Below are 15185 nucleotides of genomic sequence, written 5' to 3' on the forward strand. Positions count from 1 at the left end.
TGGTGTGCGGCGCTCATTGCTGCATATTCCATGTTGTAAGTATGGGGGAGTAGCCGGTCACGGTTACTCCCCTATTTATGTTTAACACACAGAAGCGCGTGAAAAATTACACTATAAAAACGCGGCAAAATTAAAGAGGCAGTCATGATTAAGTTTGGCACTGGTGGTTGGCGAGCATTTATTGGTGAGGAATTCACCGCAGAAAACGTACGCTTGGTTTCTCAAGCAATTGCAAACCTGATGAAAGAAAAAAACGTGGCAGATTCACCATTTGTTATTGGTTATGACCGTCGTTTTCTTTCTGATAAGGCTGCCCGTTGGATGGCAGAAGTGCTTGCGGGCAATGGTATTAAAGTAGAGCTAATTAACAAAGCTGTGCCAACGCCGATTGTTATGTTTTGCGTGAAAGATCAAAAGCTACCCTACGGTGCTTGTATAACCGCTTCGCACAATCCTGCAGATTACAACGGTATTAAATTCTTTACTGAAGGAGGTCGTGATGCCACTGAAACCATGACCGATACCGTGGAAGAATATATTTCCAAGCTTTCAGTTAGCGATGTGTTAAGAAAGGAATATGAAGACGCTATTGCCGATGGCAGTATCGAAATTATTCGTCCAATTAACCAGTTCGTTGATTCTGTTATTGGCGCAATTGATGTTGAATCAATTAAGAAGGCCAATCTACGAGTCTTGCTTGACCCAATGTTCGGTGTAGCAAAAACATCGCTGCAGACCGTATTGATTTCAGCGCGCTGTGACGTTGACGTAATCAATGACCGTCACGATACAACGTTTGGTGGTCGTTTGCCTTCACCCAGTGCGCACACGCTCTACAATTTGAGTCACTTGGTACCTGAGCGTGGTTACGATATCGGTATCGGTACCGATGGTGACGCAGACCGTTTGGGAATTATTGACGAGCAAGGTCGCTTTGTTCATCCAAATGAAATCCTGGTGTTGTTGTATTACTACTTGCTTCGTTACAAAGGACAAAAAGGCAGTGTTGTGCGTAACATCGCCACCACACATTTGTTAGATAAAATTGCAGAAGACCACGGCGAAAAATGTATTGAAGTCCCTGTTGGCTTTAAACATATTTCTGCCGGTATGGATGAGAATGATTCACTTATCGGTGGTGAAAGCTCTGGTGGTCTAACCATTCGCGGTCATATTAAAGGGAAAGACGGTATTTTTGCCGGTTCTCTTCTGGTTGAGTTAATTTCCGTTACTGGCAAAAAACTCAGCGAAATACTTGACGAAATTTATGGCAAGTACGGTACCTTTGTTACAGCGGAAGGTGACTGTACTTATAAGGCAAATCAGCGTGAGTCATTGTGGAACATGATTTACGAAGAGAAAAAACTGCCTGAGTTCAACAAAGAAATTGATAAGGTCAGCTACGCCGATGGTGCCAAGGTTTATTTCAAAGATGGTTCCTGGGTGATTGCGCGTTTCTCTGGTACAGAGCCGTTGCTACGAATCTTTGCTGAAGCCAGCACATTGGACGAAGCGAATGCGTTGGTACAGAAGGTGAAAGACTTTTTGTCTCTGTAGACCAGGCTATTTATTAATATTGAAGCGGGGCTTAATGCCCCGTTTTTTATGTCTGCTATAAATACCTATTTATATTTGATAAAAATCGGGCAAGATCTTTCGCGGCATTCTAATCATCATTCATGGGTTAATAGCCTTTGATATTCTGCGCGACTCCGAGCGAGGTAACGGAAAGACGTCGGTCGAAAAGCATGATGGGGAAGGGGCATAGCGTTTTAATGTATGCAATACGTGCTCAAGTGATAGATTGTCCTTTGATTGCCTATTAATACTCAGCAAAGTGCATTTATGTGAGTTTGTAGCTGAAGGCGATGTTCGCTAAAACGACGGCAAGTTAGACTTATGAGCTGAGGTTCGATGCATTGGGCGCTATTTTCTTGCCCGAAGTTATATAAGCCGCGTAGTCATTGTTGTATAGTTGCTGCACTTTTGACTGGACTAAATTATTTGTAGAGTAGTATGTCAGCAACACAGTTTTTTGTTGGTCAGCGTTGGATTAGTGATACAGAAGCCAGTTTAGGTTTGGGTATTATCGCTGAAATTGCAAACCGACGAGTCACGATCAGTTTTCCCGCTGCGGCGGAGACACGCGTTTACGCCGCCGATAATGCACCGCTGAGTCGAGTGCGCTTTCAGGTTGGTGATACCATCCGAACCCATGACGGTGAACAGGTTTGTGTTTCTGATATACAGGAACACAATCATTGTTACATATACTTTGGTGAAAGCTTATCCGGCGAAGAAAAAGGCAATGAAGTGGTTGTGCCTGAGTTGGAACTGGATAGCTTTGTTTCTTTCAGTGCACCGCAAGCGCGTTTATTTTCTGGCCAAATTGATAAGCACACGCATTTTTCCTTGCGCAGTGAAACACTGAAGCATTTACGCGCTCACCAGGAATCACCGGTTACCGGCTTGCTTGGTGCCAGAGTGCAGCCGTTACCTCACCAAATGTACATTGCGCACACAGCCGCTCATCGGCATGCACCAAGAGTGCTATTGGCTGATGAGGTTGGATTGGGGAAAACCATTGAAGCCGGGTTGATCTTGCATCAGCAGCTTATCAGTGGGCGTGCAGAGCGGGCGCTGATCGTTGTACCCGATAGTCTTGTGCATCAATGGTTGGTGGAAATGATCCGCCGTTTTAATTTGCATTTCACCATTATTGATGAAAAAAGCTTTCCTTCTGTAGAGGTTAGCGATGACACATTTATGGATATAGACGACGAAAGTCGTATGAGTGCGGATGCAGAAAACAGTGGCAACCCATTTGAATCTGCACAACTGATTTTAAGCCCATTATCGTTTTTGGTGAAATTTCCCGAGTATCGACAACAAGCGGTGCAAGCCGGTTGGGATTTGCTCCTGGTTGATGAAGCACATCATCTGAAGTGGTCAGAACAGGAAGTAAGTGAAGAGTACCAGTGTGTAGAAGCATTATCGTCTTCTGCATCCGGTTTGTTATTGCTTACTGCCACTCCAGAACAGCTCGGTATTGAAAGTCATTTTGCCCGTTTAAAACTGCTGGACCCGGATCGTTATTTTGATTTGGCAGCCTTTATTGATGAAGAAAAACAATACCAGCCGGTAAATGAACTGGTGCAGCGTTTATTGTCCTTAATCGATCAACAGGAAAACGACACGGAAACTGCTGAGGTTGTTGAGTCGCTTAAGCACTATTTGAGTGAGTCATCCCATACGCAAGTCACGCAATTACTGAGTGATGGTCAGATTCAGCAGGCGGTGGAACAGGCTACACGAGAATTGATGGATCGACATGGCACCGGACGGGTTTTATTTCGTAATACACGGATGAATGTATCCGGCTTTCCCGCCAGAAAATTGCATACCTATCCGTTTGACCTGAACGGAAAATTACACGATCACATTCAACAAGAAAATGACCTTGATATTCAGTTGAAGCCAGAAAAGTTAATCAGCAAATATATTGATAAAAACTGGCCGGAGCAGGATGATCGGGTTCAGTGGCTAATGCAGTTTTTACGCGACGATCGTCAGCGAAAGGTATTACTCATTTGCGCTGAAGCGAAAACAGCCATCCAACTGGAAAGTGCCATTTCATTTAGTGGCGTAGCTTCAAGTGTTTTTCATGAAGGGTTGAACCTTATTGAGCGTGATAGGGCGGCCGCTTATTTTGCCGATGAAGAGGGTGCGCAAATACTTGTCTGTTCTGAAATTGGCAGCGAAGGTCGAAACTTCCAATTTGCACATAACCTTGTTTTATTCGATATACCATTAAATCCTGATTTGCTTGAACAGCGAATTGGTCGTCTTGACCGAATCGGTCAGCGACATCAGGTCAACATTCATGTGCCGTATTACAGGGAGACTGCGCAAGCTTCGTTATTAAATTGGTATCACCAGGGGCTGAATGGTTTTGAAAAAACCTGTGCAACAGGCAGAACGCTCTACGAAAAATTTGGTGAAAAACTGCTTGAATGCCTGCAGCGTGCGGATCAGCCTGAACTTGCGCAAGCATTAATCGAACAAACCCAAACTACTGCGTCAGTTCTTGAACAGGAATTGCAGGCGGGAAGGGATCAGCTACTTGAGGTGAATTCATGCAATATCACCCAGGCGAATGAAATAATCGATTTACTTTTTGAATCTGAGCGTCGCCATACTCTTTCAGGTTACATGGGGAAAGTGTTCGACGAGTTCGGTGTGGATCAGGATTCCCACAGCGCGACCAGCGTGGTCTTGCACCCTGGTGATCATATGCTTTGCCATCATTTCCCCGGTTTGCCCGAAGCAGGAATTACCGCCACCTTTCACCGTGAAACGGCGTTGAGCCGTGAGGATATGATCTTCCTCAGTTGGGAGCACCCGATGGTGACTGGGGTTATGGATATGATTGCCCACAGCGAATTTGGTAATACCGCGGTGGCAACAATAAAACTGCCTTCGTTAAAACCGGGAACAATATTACTGGAAACGTTACACGTAACCCATTGTCCAGCCCCCAAGGCGTTGCAGTTATTTCGCTATTTGCCCATAACCGTTGTGCGTACTATTTTGGATCCTAATGGTCGGGATCTAACCGAAGTCCTGGCCGCCGACCGGCTTGAAAGTTTATTGGCTCCCGTTCAACGTCACACCGCACAACAAGTTGTTCAGCATAGTCGTGAAGTCATTGAGAAGCAGATAAAAATGGCAACAGACAATGTAGAGCAAAAGAAAATTGCTTTAGTGAATGCCGCGCGGGAAAATATGCTGGAAAAACAAAATATCGAGATTAATCGATTACAGGAACTGGCAAAAGTTAACCCAAATATTCGTGCAGCAGAAATTGATTTATTGAAGCAGGAAACTGAAGCCCTACTGCATTATCTGGACGAAACACAAATAAAGCTGGATTCTCTTCGTGTTATTGTTTCAGTGAATTAGATCCGTTCTAAATTCAAAACACATATATGAAAAAGAGCCGCATTTATGCGGCTCTTGTCTTTCCTAAGCAACTGGTTTTATCTTTGTTATAAACCAGCACGCATTGCGCTAATCAGTTCACCATTGCTGGTATCACCGCTTAGCTCCCAGAAAAATGCGCCGCCAAGTCCCTGTTGTTTAGCGTAATTCATTTTGCTGGAAATCGTTGCGGGGGTGTCATAGCTATACCAGTTATTGCCACAGTGCGCGTATGCTGTGCCACCCACAGTGCCATTCGATGGGCAAGAACTTTTCAGTACGTGGTAATCCTCTATGCCTTGCTCATAGGTTCCCGGTGCGGGGCCGGTTGCGCTGCCACCGGGAGCACTTTGCGTCACACCGGTCCAGCCTCGACCATAAAACCCAATACCCAATAACAGTTTGCTGGCGGGGATACCCTTGGCTTTATAAAGCTGTATCGCCGCGTCACTGTAAAAGTCGGAAATTGGAATGCCGCTGTAACTGGTTAGAGGTGAGTGTGGCGCTGTTGGGCCATTATTATCCCAGGCACCAAAGAAGTCGTAGGTCATGACGTTAAAGAAATCACTGACTGCTGCTGCACCGGTATAATCAGCGGCATTAATTTTGGCGGAGCCGGCAGAAACTGCTGCAGTAAGTAATTCGCTACCAAAACGATTACGCAGTGCCTGCATTAAATTGGTAAACGCATTTGGGCCGCTGCTATCACAGGTTAAACCACATTCGTTCGGATATTCCCAGTCCATATCGATCCCATCGAAGACACCGTCCCAGCGTGGGTCATGGAGCAGGTTGTAGCATGATTCCGCAAACGCAGTCGGATTCGCCGCGGCCTGGCCAAAACCTCCAGACCAGGTCCAACCACCGAAAGAGAACAGCACTTTCAAGTGGGGGTACATGGCTTTCAGTTTTCGAAGTTGGTTGAAGTTACCGCGAATTGCGCCGGTATCCCAGGTATCAGCAACTCCGTCCACACTTTCGCTTGCGCCGTAAAAACGGTCGTAGTCGGCGTAGCTATCGCCCAATACACATTGTCCGTTAGTTACGTTACCGAAAGCGTAAAGAATATGGGTGAGCTTGGACGCAGAGCCGCTGGTGTGAATATTTTTCACGTGGTAGCCGCGTTGGTAAATACCCCATTGCACAAAATAACCAAGCAATTTTGTACCGCCGGAACTGGATGTGCCACCGCTGGACGACGATGAGCTTGATGTGGAGCTGCTACTGGAGCTGGACGAGGTCGAGCCGCCACCTGTGCAGCTGCCATTGTTTTCCCACACGCCCCATTCGCCAGATTGAGATGGGTCATCGCCTTGAGTCCACCATTTCGCGGTATACTTTGCCCCCTGGTGTTGCACCATATCGCCGCCGTTATAAACATCGGAAGCGACCCAGGCGGGTATACCGCTACAGGATGTTGAACCACCAGAAGATGAGCCGGAAGTGGTGGACCCGGTTGAGCTATTGCTGCTGGAAGACGATGAGCTACTGCTTGAGCCTCCTCCGTCGCATGCGCCTATATCTGCCCAGGCGTACTGCCATGCCCAACCAGTGCCCGGCGCATAAGCCCCGCCCAGCGAGCACCATCCACCCACCGTACATTGATAGGCGTGGTCGGTATTTTGCACCATATCCCCGGTGCTATAAGTACTTCCGTCAGCGTAATTCGGCAGGTTGCTGCAGTCGTAAGCATAAGCTTTGGAAAGCCATGCCGTGCACATCATCAGCCCAAGCGTAATTAAATATTGGGTCATTCTTGTAGTCATAGTTAATTCCTCTAGACACTATTATTTTATGAGGCGTTTATGCCAAAAAAATCGGAAAGAGGTAAATCATTCTTGCCGGAGTTTAAATCCCGAAAAATAAGGCTGTATTTTTTCGAGTTGGTTTTTACTGGGTGGAACACTTGTTTGCATTTTTACCCAGAAAAAGTCAGATGATTTATGAGAAAAAATTATTGTTATATTTTTAATCGGATAAGGACTTTGTAAACCTTAGCAGTGATCTTTGATTGGAAAAGTTTTTTTGATATCTCTGTGAAAAAATGTCGCTTTTTTCTTTGTCTAAAAAGAAATTTTAATATCCATATTGTTTTTATATTTGAAATGGCTATGTCAAAAAAACAATAAATGAAATAGGGGGATTTGCCTGTGGATGTTATTAGGATAATTTGTTGTGAATCATAATATCGCCTTGCTATTCAAATAAGACTTTTGCTTTTGGGGATGTCACTCCGGCGCTTCTCAAAGTTGAAGAGGGTGCTCCTATTTATAAAATGTTTCCCGGTCGCCTAAAGAACAGATATTTTCATGACATTTTTATGACAAATAGACTAATCTTTATGTGTGGTTTTTGGTCAGTTTTGGCATTCAATACCTTTTGTTGGCTTTATATCCTGCCATAAAGCAGAAACAACCGCTAAAACGCATGCCCTATCCCTATATCGTGGAAACGAGGTTAAGGAGTCTTCCATGAGCTGGTACAACGCTAGTCTCAAAAACCAGGTTATCGCCATTGTTCTCGGATGTATGTGTTTTCTCGCATTCGTTTTGCTAATTTCATTAACCCGTATTGGTAATAATATTTCTCATTTTAATAATCTTCTGCATGGCTCAAGTGAGCATAGAGCGCAAATACTATTGATTAATAGTAAATTCAAGACCCAGGTTCAAGAGTGGAAAAATGTGCTGCTACGCGGAAAAGATGATAAGAAACGAGAAAAGTACTGGGGAAGTTTTCTTAAAAATGATGCGGAAATTAAACAGGATGTCGACGTTTTATTGAAGAGTGTTATTGATCCGAAAGTGAAAGAAACTCTTGAGACGTTTAAACGCGAACATGCCAAGTTGGAAGGGAAATACGAGCAAGGTTACAAGGAGTACATGGCTTCGGGGTTTGATGCTCAGGTGGCAGATAAAGTGGTGTCTGGTATTGACCGAGAGCCAAGTAAACTCCTTATACAGCTTTCTCAACAGATAGAAGAGCGTGTGGTGGCCGAAAGCCATGCTGTTGAAAGCTCATCAGCCTTAACGTTAAACGGTATTTATGTTGTTTTATTTTTTGTTTTGATTGGTATTGTTCTGGTTTTACTCAAAATATTGAATCGACAGGTTATTTCGCCTATTGCTCATCTCTCCGCAGGGGTTAAAAGATTACAGGCCGGTGATTTTAATACGGTTTTTTCTGTGGCCGGTGAGCATGAATTGGCGCAGCTTGCTGTACTGTTAACCAATATGAAGCAGGACTTAAAGAGCCGGATTGAGGCGGATGCGATAGCCTCCGCGGAAAACCGCCGTATAAGACAAGCTCTGGATGTATGCGATACCTCAGTATTGGTCGCTGATACATCGTCAGAAATCATTTATGCCAATCACGCTGCATTGAATATGTTTAAAAAAAGGCAAGATGAATTCAAAAAAGGGATTTCCTCTTTTGTCGTAGATAAAATAATGAATGGTCATGCTAATCAGTTAGGAATAAGTCAGCAGACCTTGAATCAAGACCGGATTCAAAAATACGATATGAATGTACAGCGTCTCACGTTTGGCATCGTTTCCACCCCGATTTTAACGGATGATGGAAAACGGTTAGGCACCGTTATTGAGTGGGATGATAAAACTGAAAGGTTGGCCAAACAAATTGCTGAGAAAAAACAAGCGGATGAAAATGCGCGGATCAAACAAGCACTGGATGCAAGCAATACTCCCGTTATGGTAGCCGATGCTGAATCCAGTATTATTTACACCAACAATGCCATGGTGAGTACTCTATGCCGTCGAAAAGCAACGTTGGAAAAATGTATTCCGGGTTTCGCCCTTGACGAGTTAATCGGTTTTGATGCTGCCAATTTTTATGTTGGTGTACCTTCAGCTTCACAATCTATACAGGAACTGACTAACCCCGAGCAAAAGGATATTGTGATGCAGAACTTAACCTTTGAATTGATCGCCACGCCAGTGTGGTCTGATTCAAAGGAGCGCCTGGGTACGGTAATAGAGTGGGATGATAAAACTGATCGATTAGCCAAAGAACGGGAAGAAAAACGTATTGCAAATGAAAATGCAAGGGTAAGACAAGCATTGGATGCTGTATCCAGTAGTGTCATGATTGCTGACAACGACATGAACTTGATTTATACCAACCGGGCTGTGGAAGAAATGTTCTCATCCGCAGAAGGTGATATCCGTACTGAAATTCCCGATTTTAATTCGAAAGGATTATTGGGCAAGAATGTTGATATGTTTCATCGTAACCCTGAGCATCAGCAGCAAATTATTCATACCTTGACTGATACTTATACTAGCGAAGTGAAAATCGGCCATCACATTTATGCGCTTACAGCAAACCCCGTCTCGGTTGATGGCGAGCGCATTGGTACGGTGGTCGAATGGCTGGATAGAACGGAAGAAGTGGCCATTGAAAAGGAAATTGATGCAATGGTGGACTTCGCCGTAAAAGGTGATTTTGGTAATCAGATTGACTTGAATAATAAAACCGGCTTCTTTAAAAGTTTAAGTGGTGGATTAAATCGTTTGGTCAGTACGATTAATATCGCGCTTGAAGATATATTGGCTATGCTCTCTGCTTTGGCAAAAGGTGATCTGACCTTACGTATTGAGAGGGATTATGAAGGTGCCTTTGGCGAACTTAAACGTGATGCCAATGCGACAGCAGATAAACTCACAGAAGTCATAAATAATATTCGTCAAAGTGCTTCTGTGATTACTTCGTCCTCGAATGAGTTGGCGGATGGTAATGCCGACCTAAGCCAGCGCACAGAAGAACAAGCTTCCTCTTTGGAAGAGACAGCAGCAAGTATGGTTGAGATGACGGAAACCGTTAAGCAAAGTGCAAGCAACGCCAATGAGGCCTGTGATTTAGCGGTGAAAGCGCAAGACAGAGCCCGGTGTGGTGGTGAGGTGGTAAACCGTGCTGTAAGTGCTATGGATATGATTAATACCGCCAGTAAAAAAATCGCCGACATTATTAGCGTCATTGATGAAATTGCCTTTCAGACTAATTTACTTGCATTGAATGCAGCAGTTGAAGCCGCCCGAGCAGGAGAGCAAGGTAGAGGGTTTGCCGTAGTGGCAAGTGAGGTGCGAAATTTGGCTCAGCGTTCTGCCTCCGCAGCAAAAGAAATCAAAGATTTAATTCGCGATAGTGTGGCCCGTGTTGAAGACGGTGCAACCTTGGTGAATGAATCCGGCGAGACGTTGGTAGAAATAGTGGAGGCGGTGGAAAAAGTTACCCTTATGATGCGTGATATTTCCGAGGCGGCCCGGGAACAGGCAACAGGGATTGAGCAAGTAAATACTGCGGTAACGCAAATGGACCACATGACACAGCAAAATGCGGCTCTGGTGGAAGAAGCAACGGCAGCGAGTGAATCTATGGCCGAGCAGGCTAAAAGTATGAGTCAGATGATTGCGTTTTTTAAAGTGAGTTAATTTAAGTCAACGCTGGTTTTAACTCCACTAAATATAGACATTCTGTCTGGTTTTGAGTTAAATAAAATAAGTGAATTAATTAATTGTTTTACAATGAATAGAAAGATTCTGAGATACAAGATCGTTTCAATTCTGGCATGTCTAGCGTGTATCGCTCTTTTTGTTCCTCTACTTATTCTGTCATCCGTAGGGATAAAAATATTTTTAGGGATAATTCTTTTTATTCTTTTGAGTGTCATTCAAGCAATTTATTATACGAAAGTCGGCTCGTTGAAATGTCCGCATTGTAATAAGCCGGTCTTAGCTAAAGCGATATCTTTAGATCAGTCTCAACTTACACTTTCCGCATACAAAAAATGTTATTTTTGTGGTTACGAATACGAGTAATTGTATAAATCTGCTCTGGAAGTGAATTATATGGGATATAAAGTATCAGAAAGGAAATCCTTGGCGAATACATGTTTATTTCTTGTTCTGCTTGTCTTTTCCTGTAAAGCACTTGCCTGTCGATGTGGCACATTGATCGATGAAGCAAAAATAGCAGAAAGCACCGATGTTATTTTGATCAAAGTTGAATCGCTTCAACTGGGGGAATACTCTGATGGAGAGCGATCCTACCCCGGTCTGGAAGTGGGATATCAGGTTGTCCGCCGTTTTTGGGGGGCTGAGCGTAAACCGAAGCTCATTGAGCTGCTAGACAGCTGTAAAGTCGGATTTTATCCAAATAGAGAATACATCGTGGCGATTCTCAGGAAAGGCCGGTTTGGGATCGACAATGTAATAAGTCAATGTAGTGGCGTGGATTGGGTTTCTAAATCAAATAGACGTGAAAAGACCATCCTTACCGAGGAAATGGTCAACAAATATATCGAAAATAATTCCGATTAACTATTAGAATACGTGTTGGTAGAAGCTGTATTGCGGGGTAGGCTGACCTGGATCCGTAATCATAGCTATTGTCTAAGTGTTTCCAGGTTTTTGTAGAAAGGGTAAATCGTGGGTAATAAAAAGTTTGTTTTTGACGCTATCAACTCCGCATATAAAGCTCAGATTAAAAGCATGTATGATGGTTTTTCTAACAGCATTCTTATGGCGAATGGGGATAATGCTGAAATAGAAAAGGCCGAGGAAAAGTTTAAGGCCGGTATGGAGCACGCGTATAAAATCAGAATGCAGGCTCTCGCGCTTGCAGGTATTCAGGAGTAGCTTTTTATCGGTCGGAAAAACGGTGTGAACCGGGAACGGTGGCAGGAGTTGATGGCGGTGCTGGCTCTACCGCCGTCTGACGAATGCTTTGATTTACTTTCGTCGGCATACGCTGAAAATCACCGACATTACCACACCCCGCGCCACATAGAGTCCATGCTGCGACATATGGATACTGTTGCTGAATTGGCGGAGCATCCGGCTGAGGTTGAGTTAGCTATCTGGTTTCACGACGCGGTATATCGACCTTTCTCATCGACCAATGAACTGGATAGCGCTAAATGGGCGCATCAGTTCTTGTCTGATAATGGTTTTAATAAAAGTGGCATTGATCGGGTCTACAACTTAATTATGGCTACGCGGCATCATTGTGATGTTGTTACGCGGGATGAACAACTTTTGGTCGATATTGACCTGAGTATTTTGGGTGCGCCAGCGGATATTTACGATCAATTTGAACAGAACGTTCGGAAGGAGTACCAGCAGGTCCCGTCAATTATTTTCCGGAAAAAGCGCAAGGAAATACTTAAGTCTTTTTTATCGAGGGATTCGATTTATTATCTAACCTACTTTAGGGAAAAATATGAGCAGGCAGCGAAGCTAAACCTTGAACGCGCAATCGTTCAACTCTAACGAAAGTTTTTAATGCCTTTGAAACTGCTTACCCATTTCCTTGCAGTAATTGCAATACCAGCGATGGTCGTTGGTTTGCCTGAGCTTGCAATGCAATGCCAACTTCCGTTCGAATTTGCCCTGCAGTGAGCTCCGATGCGGCTTTCGCGATATCTGCATCTTCAATTCTGGATTGTGCATCTTCGGTTTGCACAATGCTTTCATAGAGAGAGTTCATACTGCTCGACAGCCTATTTAAACCCGCACCTAGTGTTGCACTTTGCTGATTAAGTTGGCCTTGCGCCTGATCCAGTATCGCCAGTGACGCGTTGGCAGACTCACTATTACTCAGGTCTATATTTGCAAAGCCAATATCCGCGAAAGACTGTTGCAGGTTATTTGCTTCTAGTGTCAGGGTTTGATTTTCCTTAGCGCCGATTTGCAGTTGCAGTGGTGTTTGTTGCGCATAAAGCGGTTGATTGTTAAAGCTGCTGTTTTCCAGGGTGCGATTGACTTCATCCAGTAATTGGCTGGCTTCCTTGTTAATGAGTTGTCGGTCGTTGTCACTGAGTGTCCCGTTGCCTGACTGTATCGCAAGCTCGCGGATGCGCTGAATGCTTTCGGACAGGCCGCTTATGCCCGCATCTTGCGCTTGCAGGAAGGATATACCGTCATTGGCATTGCGAATGGATTGGGTAAAACCACGAATGTTCGCACCCATACGTTGGCTTATTGCCTGGCCTGCCGGATCGTCACCGGCGGAATTAATCCGTTTCCCCGAAGCGATTTGTTTTGCTGCGTTGTATACCGTTTGTGTTGCGGATTGAATGTGATTGGAAAGCGAAGAGCCAGGGATTTTCATGGTGACCTCCAGCGCGACACGCATAACACTGTTGTCTGCTGATCAATCACCTTAGCCTAGCGTATGGTGGAAGGAAACTGAATGACTTTATCGGTATAACAATAGAAGAAGTAAGAAAGTTTGGGTCTTTGGTGGGCAACCACATCCGTAAAATATTTGAATGTGATTGCCGAATAACATCAAGAACAATCCGCTATACGGTATGACCGTTGATTAACACACTGTCCAGCACTTGTTGGCATTGCATGCTGAGCCTATGTGATAAGCGCTGGAATATTCCCCGAATAAACGCATAGGTCGCATCCACTTTATCGAGAACCGGTTTCATACCGAGTAAAGACATGATTTTTCGGATCAAAGCCAACACCAGGCTGGACAGGTTTTTTGCAAGGTTAATACCCTGGCTCAAAATGTAAGCCAAACGATCCATTAAGGTAAACGTGCCAGAACCAATCGACGTAATAAAACTTCCAACAAAGTTAAAGCATTTGTTCAGCACGTAATTGATGGCTTTATCCAACCATTCGAGATTGGTCAGGTTAAAGGATATGGGGCTGGTGCGATTAATCCAGCCTTCAATACTGGCAGGGTCGTTGAGTTTTGCCTTGCGATTGCGCAGCGCGGCCCAGCCCTGATTGCCCACGGTATTGATATAGCCTTGCATACTATGCCACTGGGCACCGGGGAATTCTCCGGGGCTTGGTTGGTAGTAATCATAGTGTTCACCGAGTGTTGTCGGCGCGTGAATAAAGGGCCAGAAGGGGATACATGGCACAATGTCTGTTCTGTGGTAAACACGGAACATTTTCTCGGCGCTCAAGTTCGAGGTGAGCGTATCGGCAAATGGCCTTAAGCCAACTCGGGGGGCGCCAAATGTATACAGGTAGGGCGCTGTGGCGGTGGACGACTTTATTTGCTCTGCGCAACGGGTCGCCAGAGCGCCGCCAAGGCTGTGTCCGATGCAGTGAATGGAATGTACTCCCTGGATTTTCAACTGGCTGATAAATGGGCTCAGCTGAGGCAGCATGGAATGGAAGGCTTGGTTAAAACCGTCGTGCATGGGTTGGCCAAAGGCCGAGCTGGAAACCCCCATATTGAAATTGGTCAGCCAGTCGGCAAGAAATTTGGTCCCGCGGAATATGAGGAAGGCATGGCCTTTGTAAGTATCCTTTCCAAGGCAGACAAAGCCAAAGCCGGAGCGGGATTTTAGGACGCTAGGCCCGCCGGTTCTGCCGGACACCATATTTTGCGGGTTGATATCTAAAATACTGCCGTACTTGGTTTTTAAGGCGGTAACGGCTTCATCGAGGGTGTGAAAATCAACGAGCGCGTAAATACTACTTGCCAGGTTTGCCGCTAATGCGGGAGCTAGGCGGGGCATATCTCACTCCTTAGGTAAGAAAAATGTGTCAGGTCTCGTCATCGTCCGGTGGAGGAATAATGAAAGGGCTGTCGGGCTCTACGTCCCAGGTGCACATCGAAAAAATAGGGCCGCCGTTGACTTCAATGAGTCTGGTTTCATCTGTTAACTCACATTGAACGACCAAAGGTTTGCCGCGGGATTCGGCGTTTTCTGCCGGGTTGCGTTTTACCCCGCTCCATATTTTGTATTCTGTTCCCTGATAGTGAACGTACATTACTTGGGGCACAGAAAACTCCATGGGTAACACCTTACCAACGTGGCTTTTGTCGAACAGGGCGGGCAGGGTGAAATAGCCGTTATCGTCTGTTTGAGTTTCGTCGGTCAGCTCTTTCTGTGCGTAGGCTTTACGACTCAGGCGGGTAACTTTAGCTTGCTCCACCGGTTTGCCGTTGAGTGTGATCTGGCCGGATATTGCTGAGAATAGGCACAGTATTCCGCTTTGGTTTTCTGACACGGCTGTTCCCCCGGAAAGTAGTAGTGTCGTGGCAAGTAAACAGTGTAAGAGCTTCTTTTTTATCATTTTTGTTGGCTTTGTCGCCAGTCCGTATCCATTAGGGAGGAAATAGGTGTCATGCGATTCCAAACGACCGTTTAAGACTAGGATTGCATAGCTGCGTCATAAAACTCAAGCAGGAGAATGCCAACTTAATCA

10 protein-coding genes are annotated in these 15185 nt (G+C 45.0%); 6 read left to right on the plus strand and 4 right to left on the minus strand.

Features of this window, described 5'->3' with window-relative positions; all coding sequences use genetic code 11:
• Positions 1-144 precede the first annotated feature (144 nt).
• Together P5V12_RS01065 and rapA are read left to right on the plus strand one after the other, a co-directional pair.
• Positions 145-1557, plus strand: a complete 1413-nt coding sequence (locus P5V12_RS01065) for a phosphoglucomutase/phosphomannomutase family protein (RefSeq protein ID WP_316955384.1) — start codon at positions 145-147, stop codon at positions 1555-1557.
• A gap of 459 nt (positions 1558-2016) precedes the next feature.
• Positions 2017-4962: an RNA polymerase-associated protein RapA gene (rapA, locus tag P5V12_RS01070; protein ID WP_316955385.1), complete on the plus strand. Its 2946-nt coding sequence runs from the start codon at positions 2017-2019 to the stop codon at positions 4960-4962.
• Positions 4963-5048: 86 nt separating this feature from the next.
• Here the strand turns inward: rapA and P5V12_RS01075 are convergent, their stop codons facing one another.
• The gene (locus P5V12_RS01075) at positions 5049-6746 is read right to left on the minus strand and encodes a glycosyl hydrolase family 18 protein (protein WP_410483317.1); all 1698 of its coding nucleotides are present in this window, start codon (positions 6744-6746) and stop codon (positions 5049-5051) included.
• Positions 6747-7451: 705 nt separating this feature from the next.
• Between P5V12_RS01075 and P5V12_RS01080 the strand changes: the two genes are divergently transcribed.
• From P5V12_RS01080 to P5V12_RS01095, 4 genes are all read left to right on the plus strand, one after another.
• Positions 7452-10430 (plus strand): methyl-accepting chemotaxis protein, encoded by a 2979-nt coding sequence (locus P5V12_RS01080; protein ID WP_316955386.1) that lies wholly within the window; start codon positions 7452-7454, stop codon positions 10428-10430.
• Positions 10431-10847: 417 nt separating this feature from the next.
• Entirely contained in the window at positions 10848-11318 is a 471-nt protein-coding gene (locus tag P5V12_RS01085; RefSeq protein ID WP_316955387.1) for a hypothetical protein, read from the plus strand.
• Between the two features lie 108 nt (positions 11319-11426).
• Positions 11427-11636, plus strand: coding sequence for a hypothetical protein (locus P5V12_RS01090; protein WP_316955388.1), 210 nt, complete (start codon positions 11427-11429; stop codon positions 11634-11636).
• Between the two features lie 24 nt (positions 11637-11660).
• On the plus strand, positions 11661-12269 hold the full coding sequence (locus tag P5V12_RS01095; RefSeq protein ID WP_316955389.1) for a hypothetical protein: 609 nt from the start codon (positions 11661-11663) through the stop codon (positions 12267-12269).
• Between the two features lie 28 nt (positions 12270-12297).
• Here the strand turns inward: P5V12_RS01095 and P5V12_RS01100 are convergent, their stop codons facing one another.
• The 3 genes from P5V12_RS01100 to P5V12_RS01110 form a co-directional block, all read right to left on the minus strand.
• Complete coding sequence (locus P5V12_RS01100) at positions 12298-13110, minus strand: flagellin (protein ID WP_316955390.1); 813 nt, start codon at positions 13108-13110, stop codon at positions 12298-12300.
• 193 nt (positions 13111-13303) lie between these two features.
• Positions 13304-14491, minus strand: a complete 1188-nt coding sequence (locus tag P5V12_RS01105; RefSeq protein WP_316955391.1) for a lipase family protein — start codon at positions 14489-14491, stop codon at positions 13304-13306.
• 28 nt (positions 14492-14519) lie between these two features.
• Positions 14520-14987, minus strand: a complete 468-nt coding sequence (locus tag P5V12_RS01110) for a carboxypeptidase-like regulatory domain-containing protein (RefSeq protein ID WP_316955392.1) — start codon at positions 14985-14987, stop codon at positions 14520-14522.
• Positions 14988-15185: the final 198 nt, after the last annotated feature.

The organism is Teredinibacter sp. KSP-S5-2, assembly GCF_032773895.1.
In the GTDB taxonomy this organism is placed as follows: domain Bacteria; phylum Pseudomonadota; class Gammaproteobacteria; order Pseudomonadales; family Cellvibrionaceae.

Coding starts and splice junctions, on each gene's coding strand:
- rapA (WP_316955385.1), top strand. CDS start 2,017: ATGTCAGCAACACAGTTTTTTGTTGGTCAGCGTTGGATTAGTGATACA.
- P5V12_RS01085 (WP_316955387.1), top strand. CDS start 10,848: ATGGGATATAAAGTATCAGAAAGGAAATCCTTGGCGAATACATGTTTA.
- P5V12_RS01100 (WP_316955390.1), bottom strand. CDS start 13,110: ATGAAAATCCCTGGCTCTTCGCTTTCCAATCACATTCAATCCGCAACA.
- P5V12_RS01105 (WP_316955391.1), bottom strand. CDS start 14,491: ATGCCCCGCCTAGCTCCCGCATTAGCGGCAAACCTGGCAAGTAGTATT.
- P5V12_RS01075 (WP_410483317.1), bottom strand. CDS start 6,746: ATGACTACAAGAATGACCCAATATTTAATTACGCTTGGGCTGATGATG.
- P5V12_RS01065 (WP_316955384.1), top strand. CDS start 145: ATGATTAAGTTTGGCACTGGTGGTTGGCGAGCATTTATTGGTGAGGAA.
- P5V12_RS01080 (WP_316955386.1), top strand. CDS start 7,452: ATGAGCTGGTACAACGCTAGTCTCAAAAACCAGGTTATCGCCATTGTT.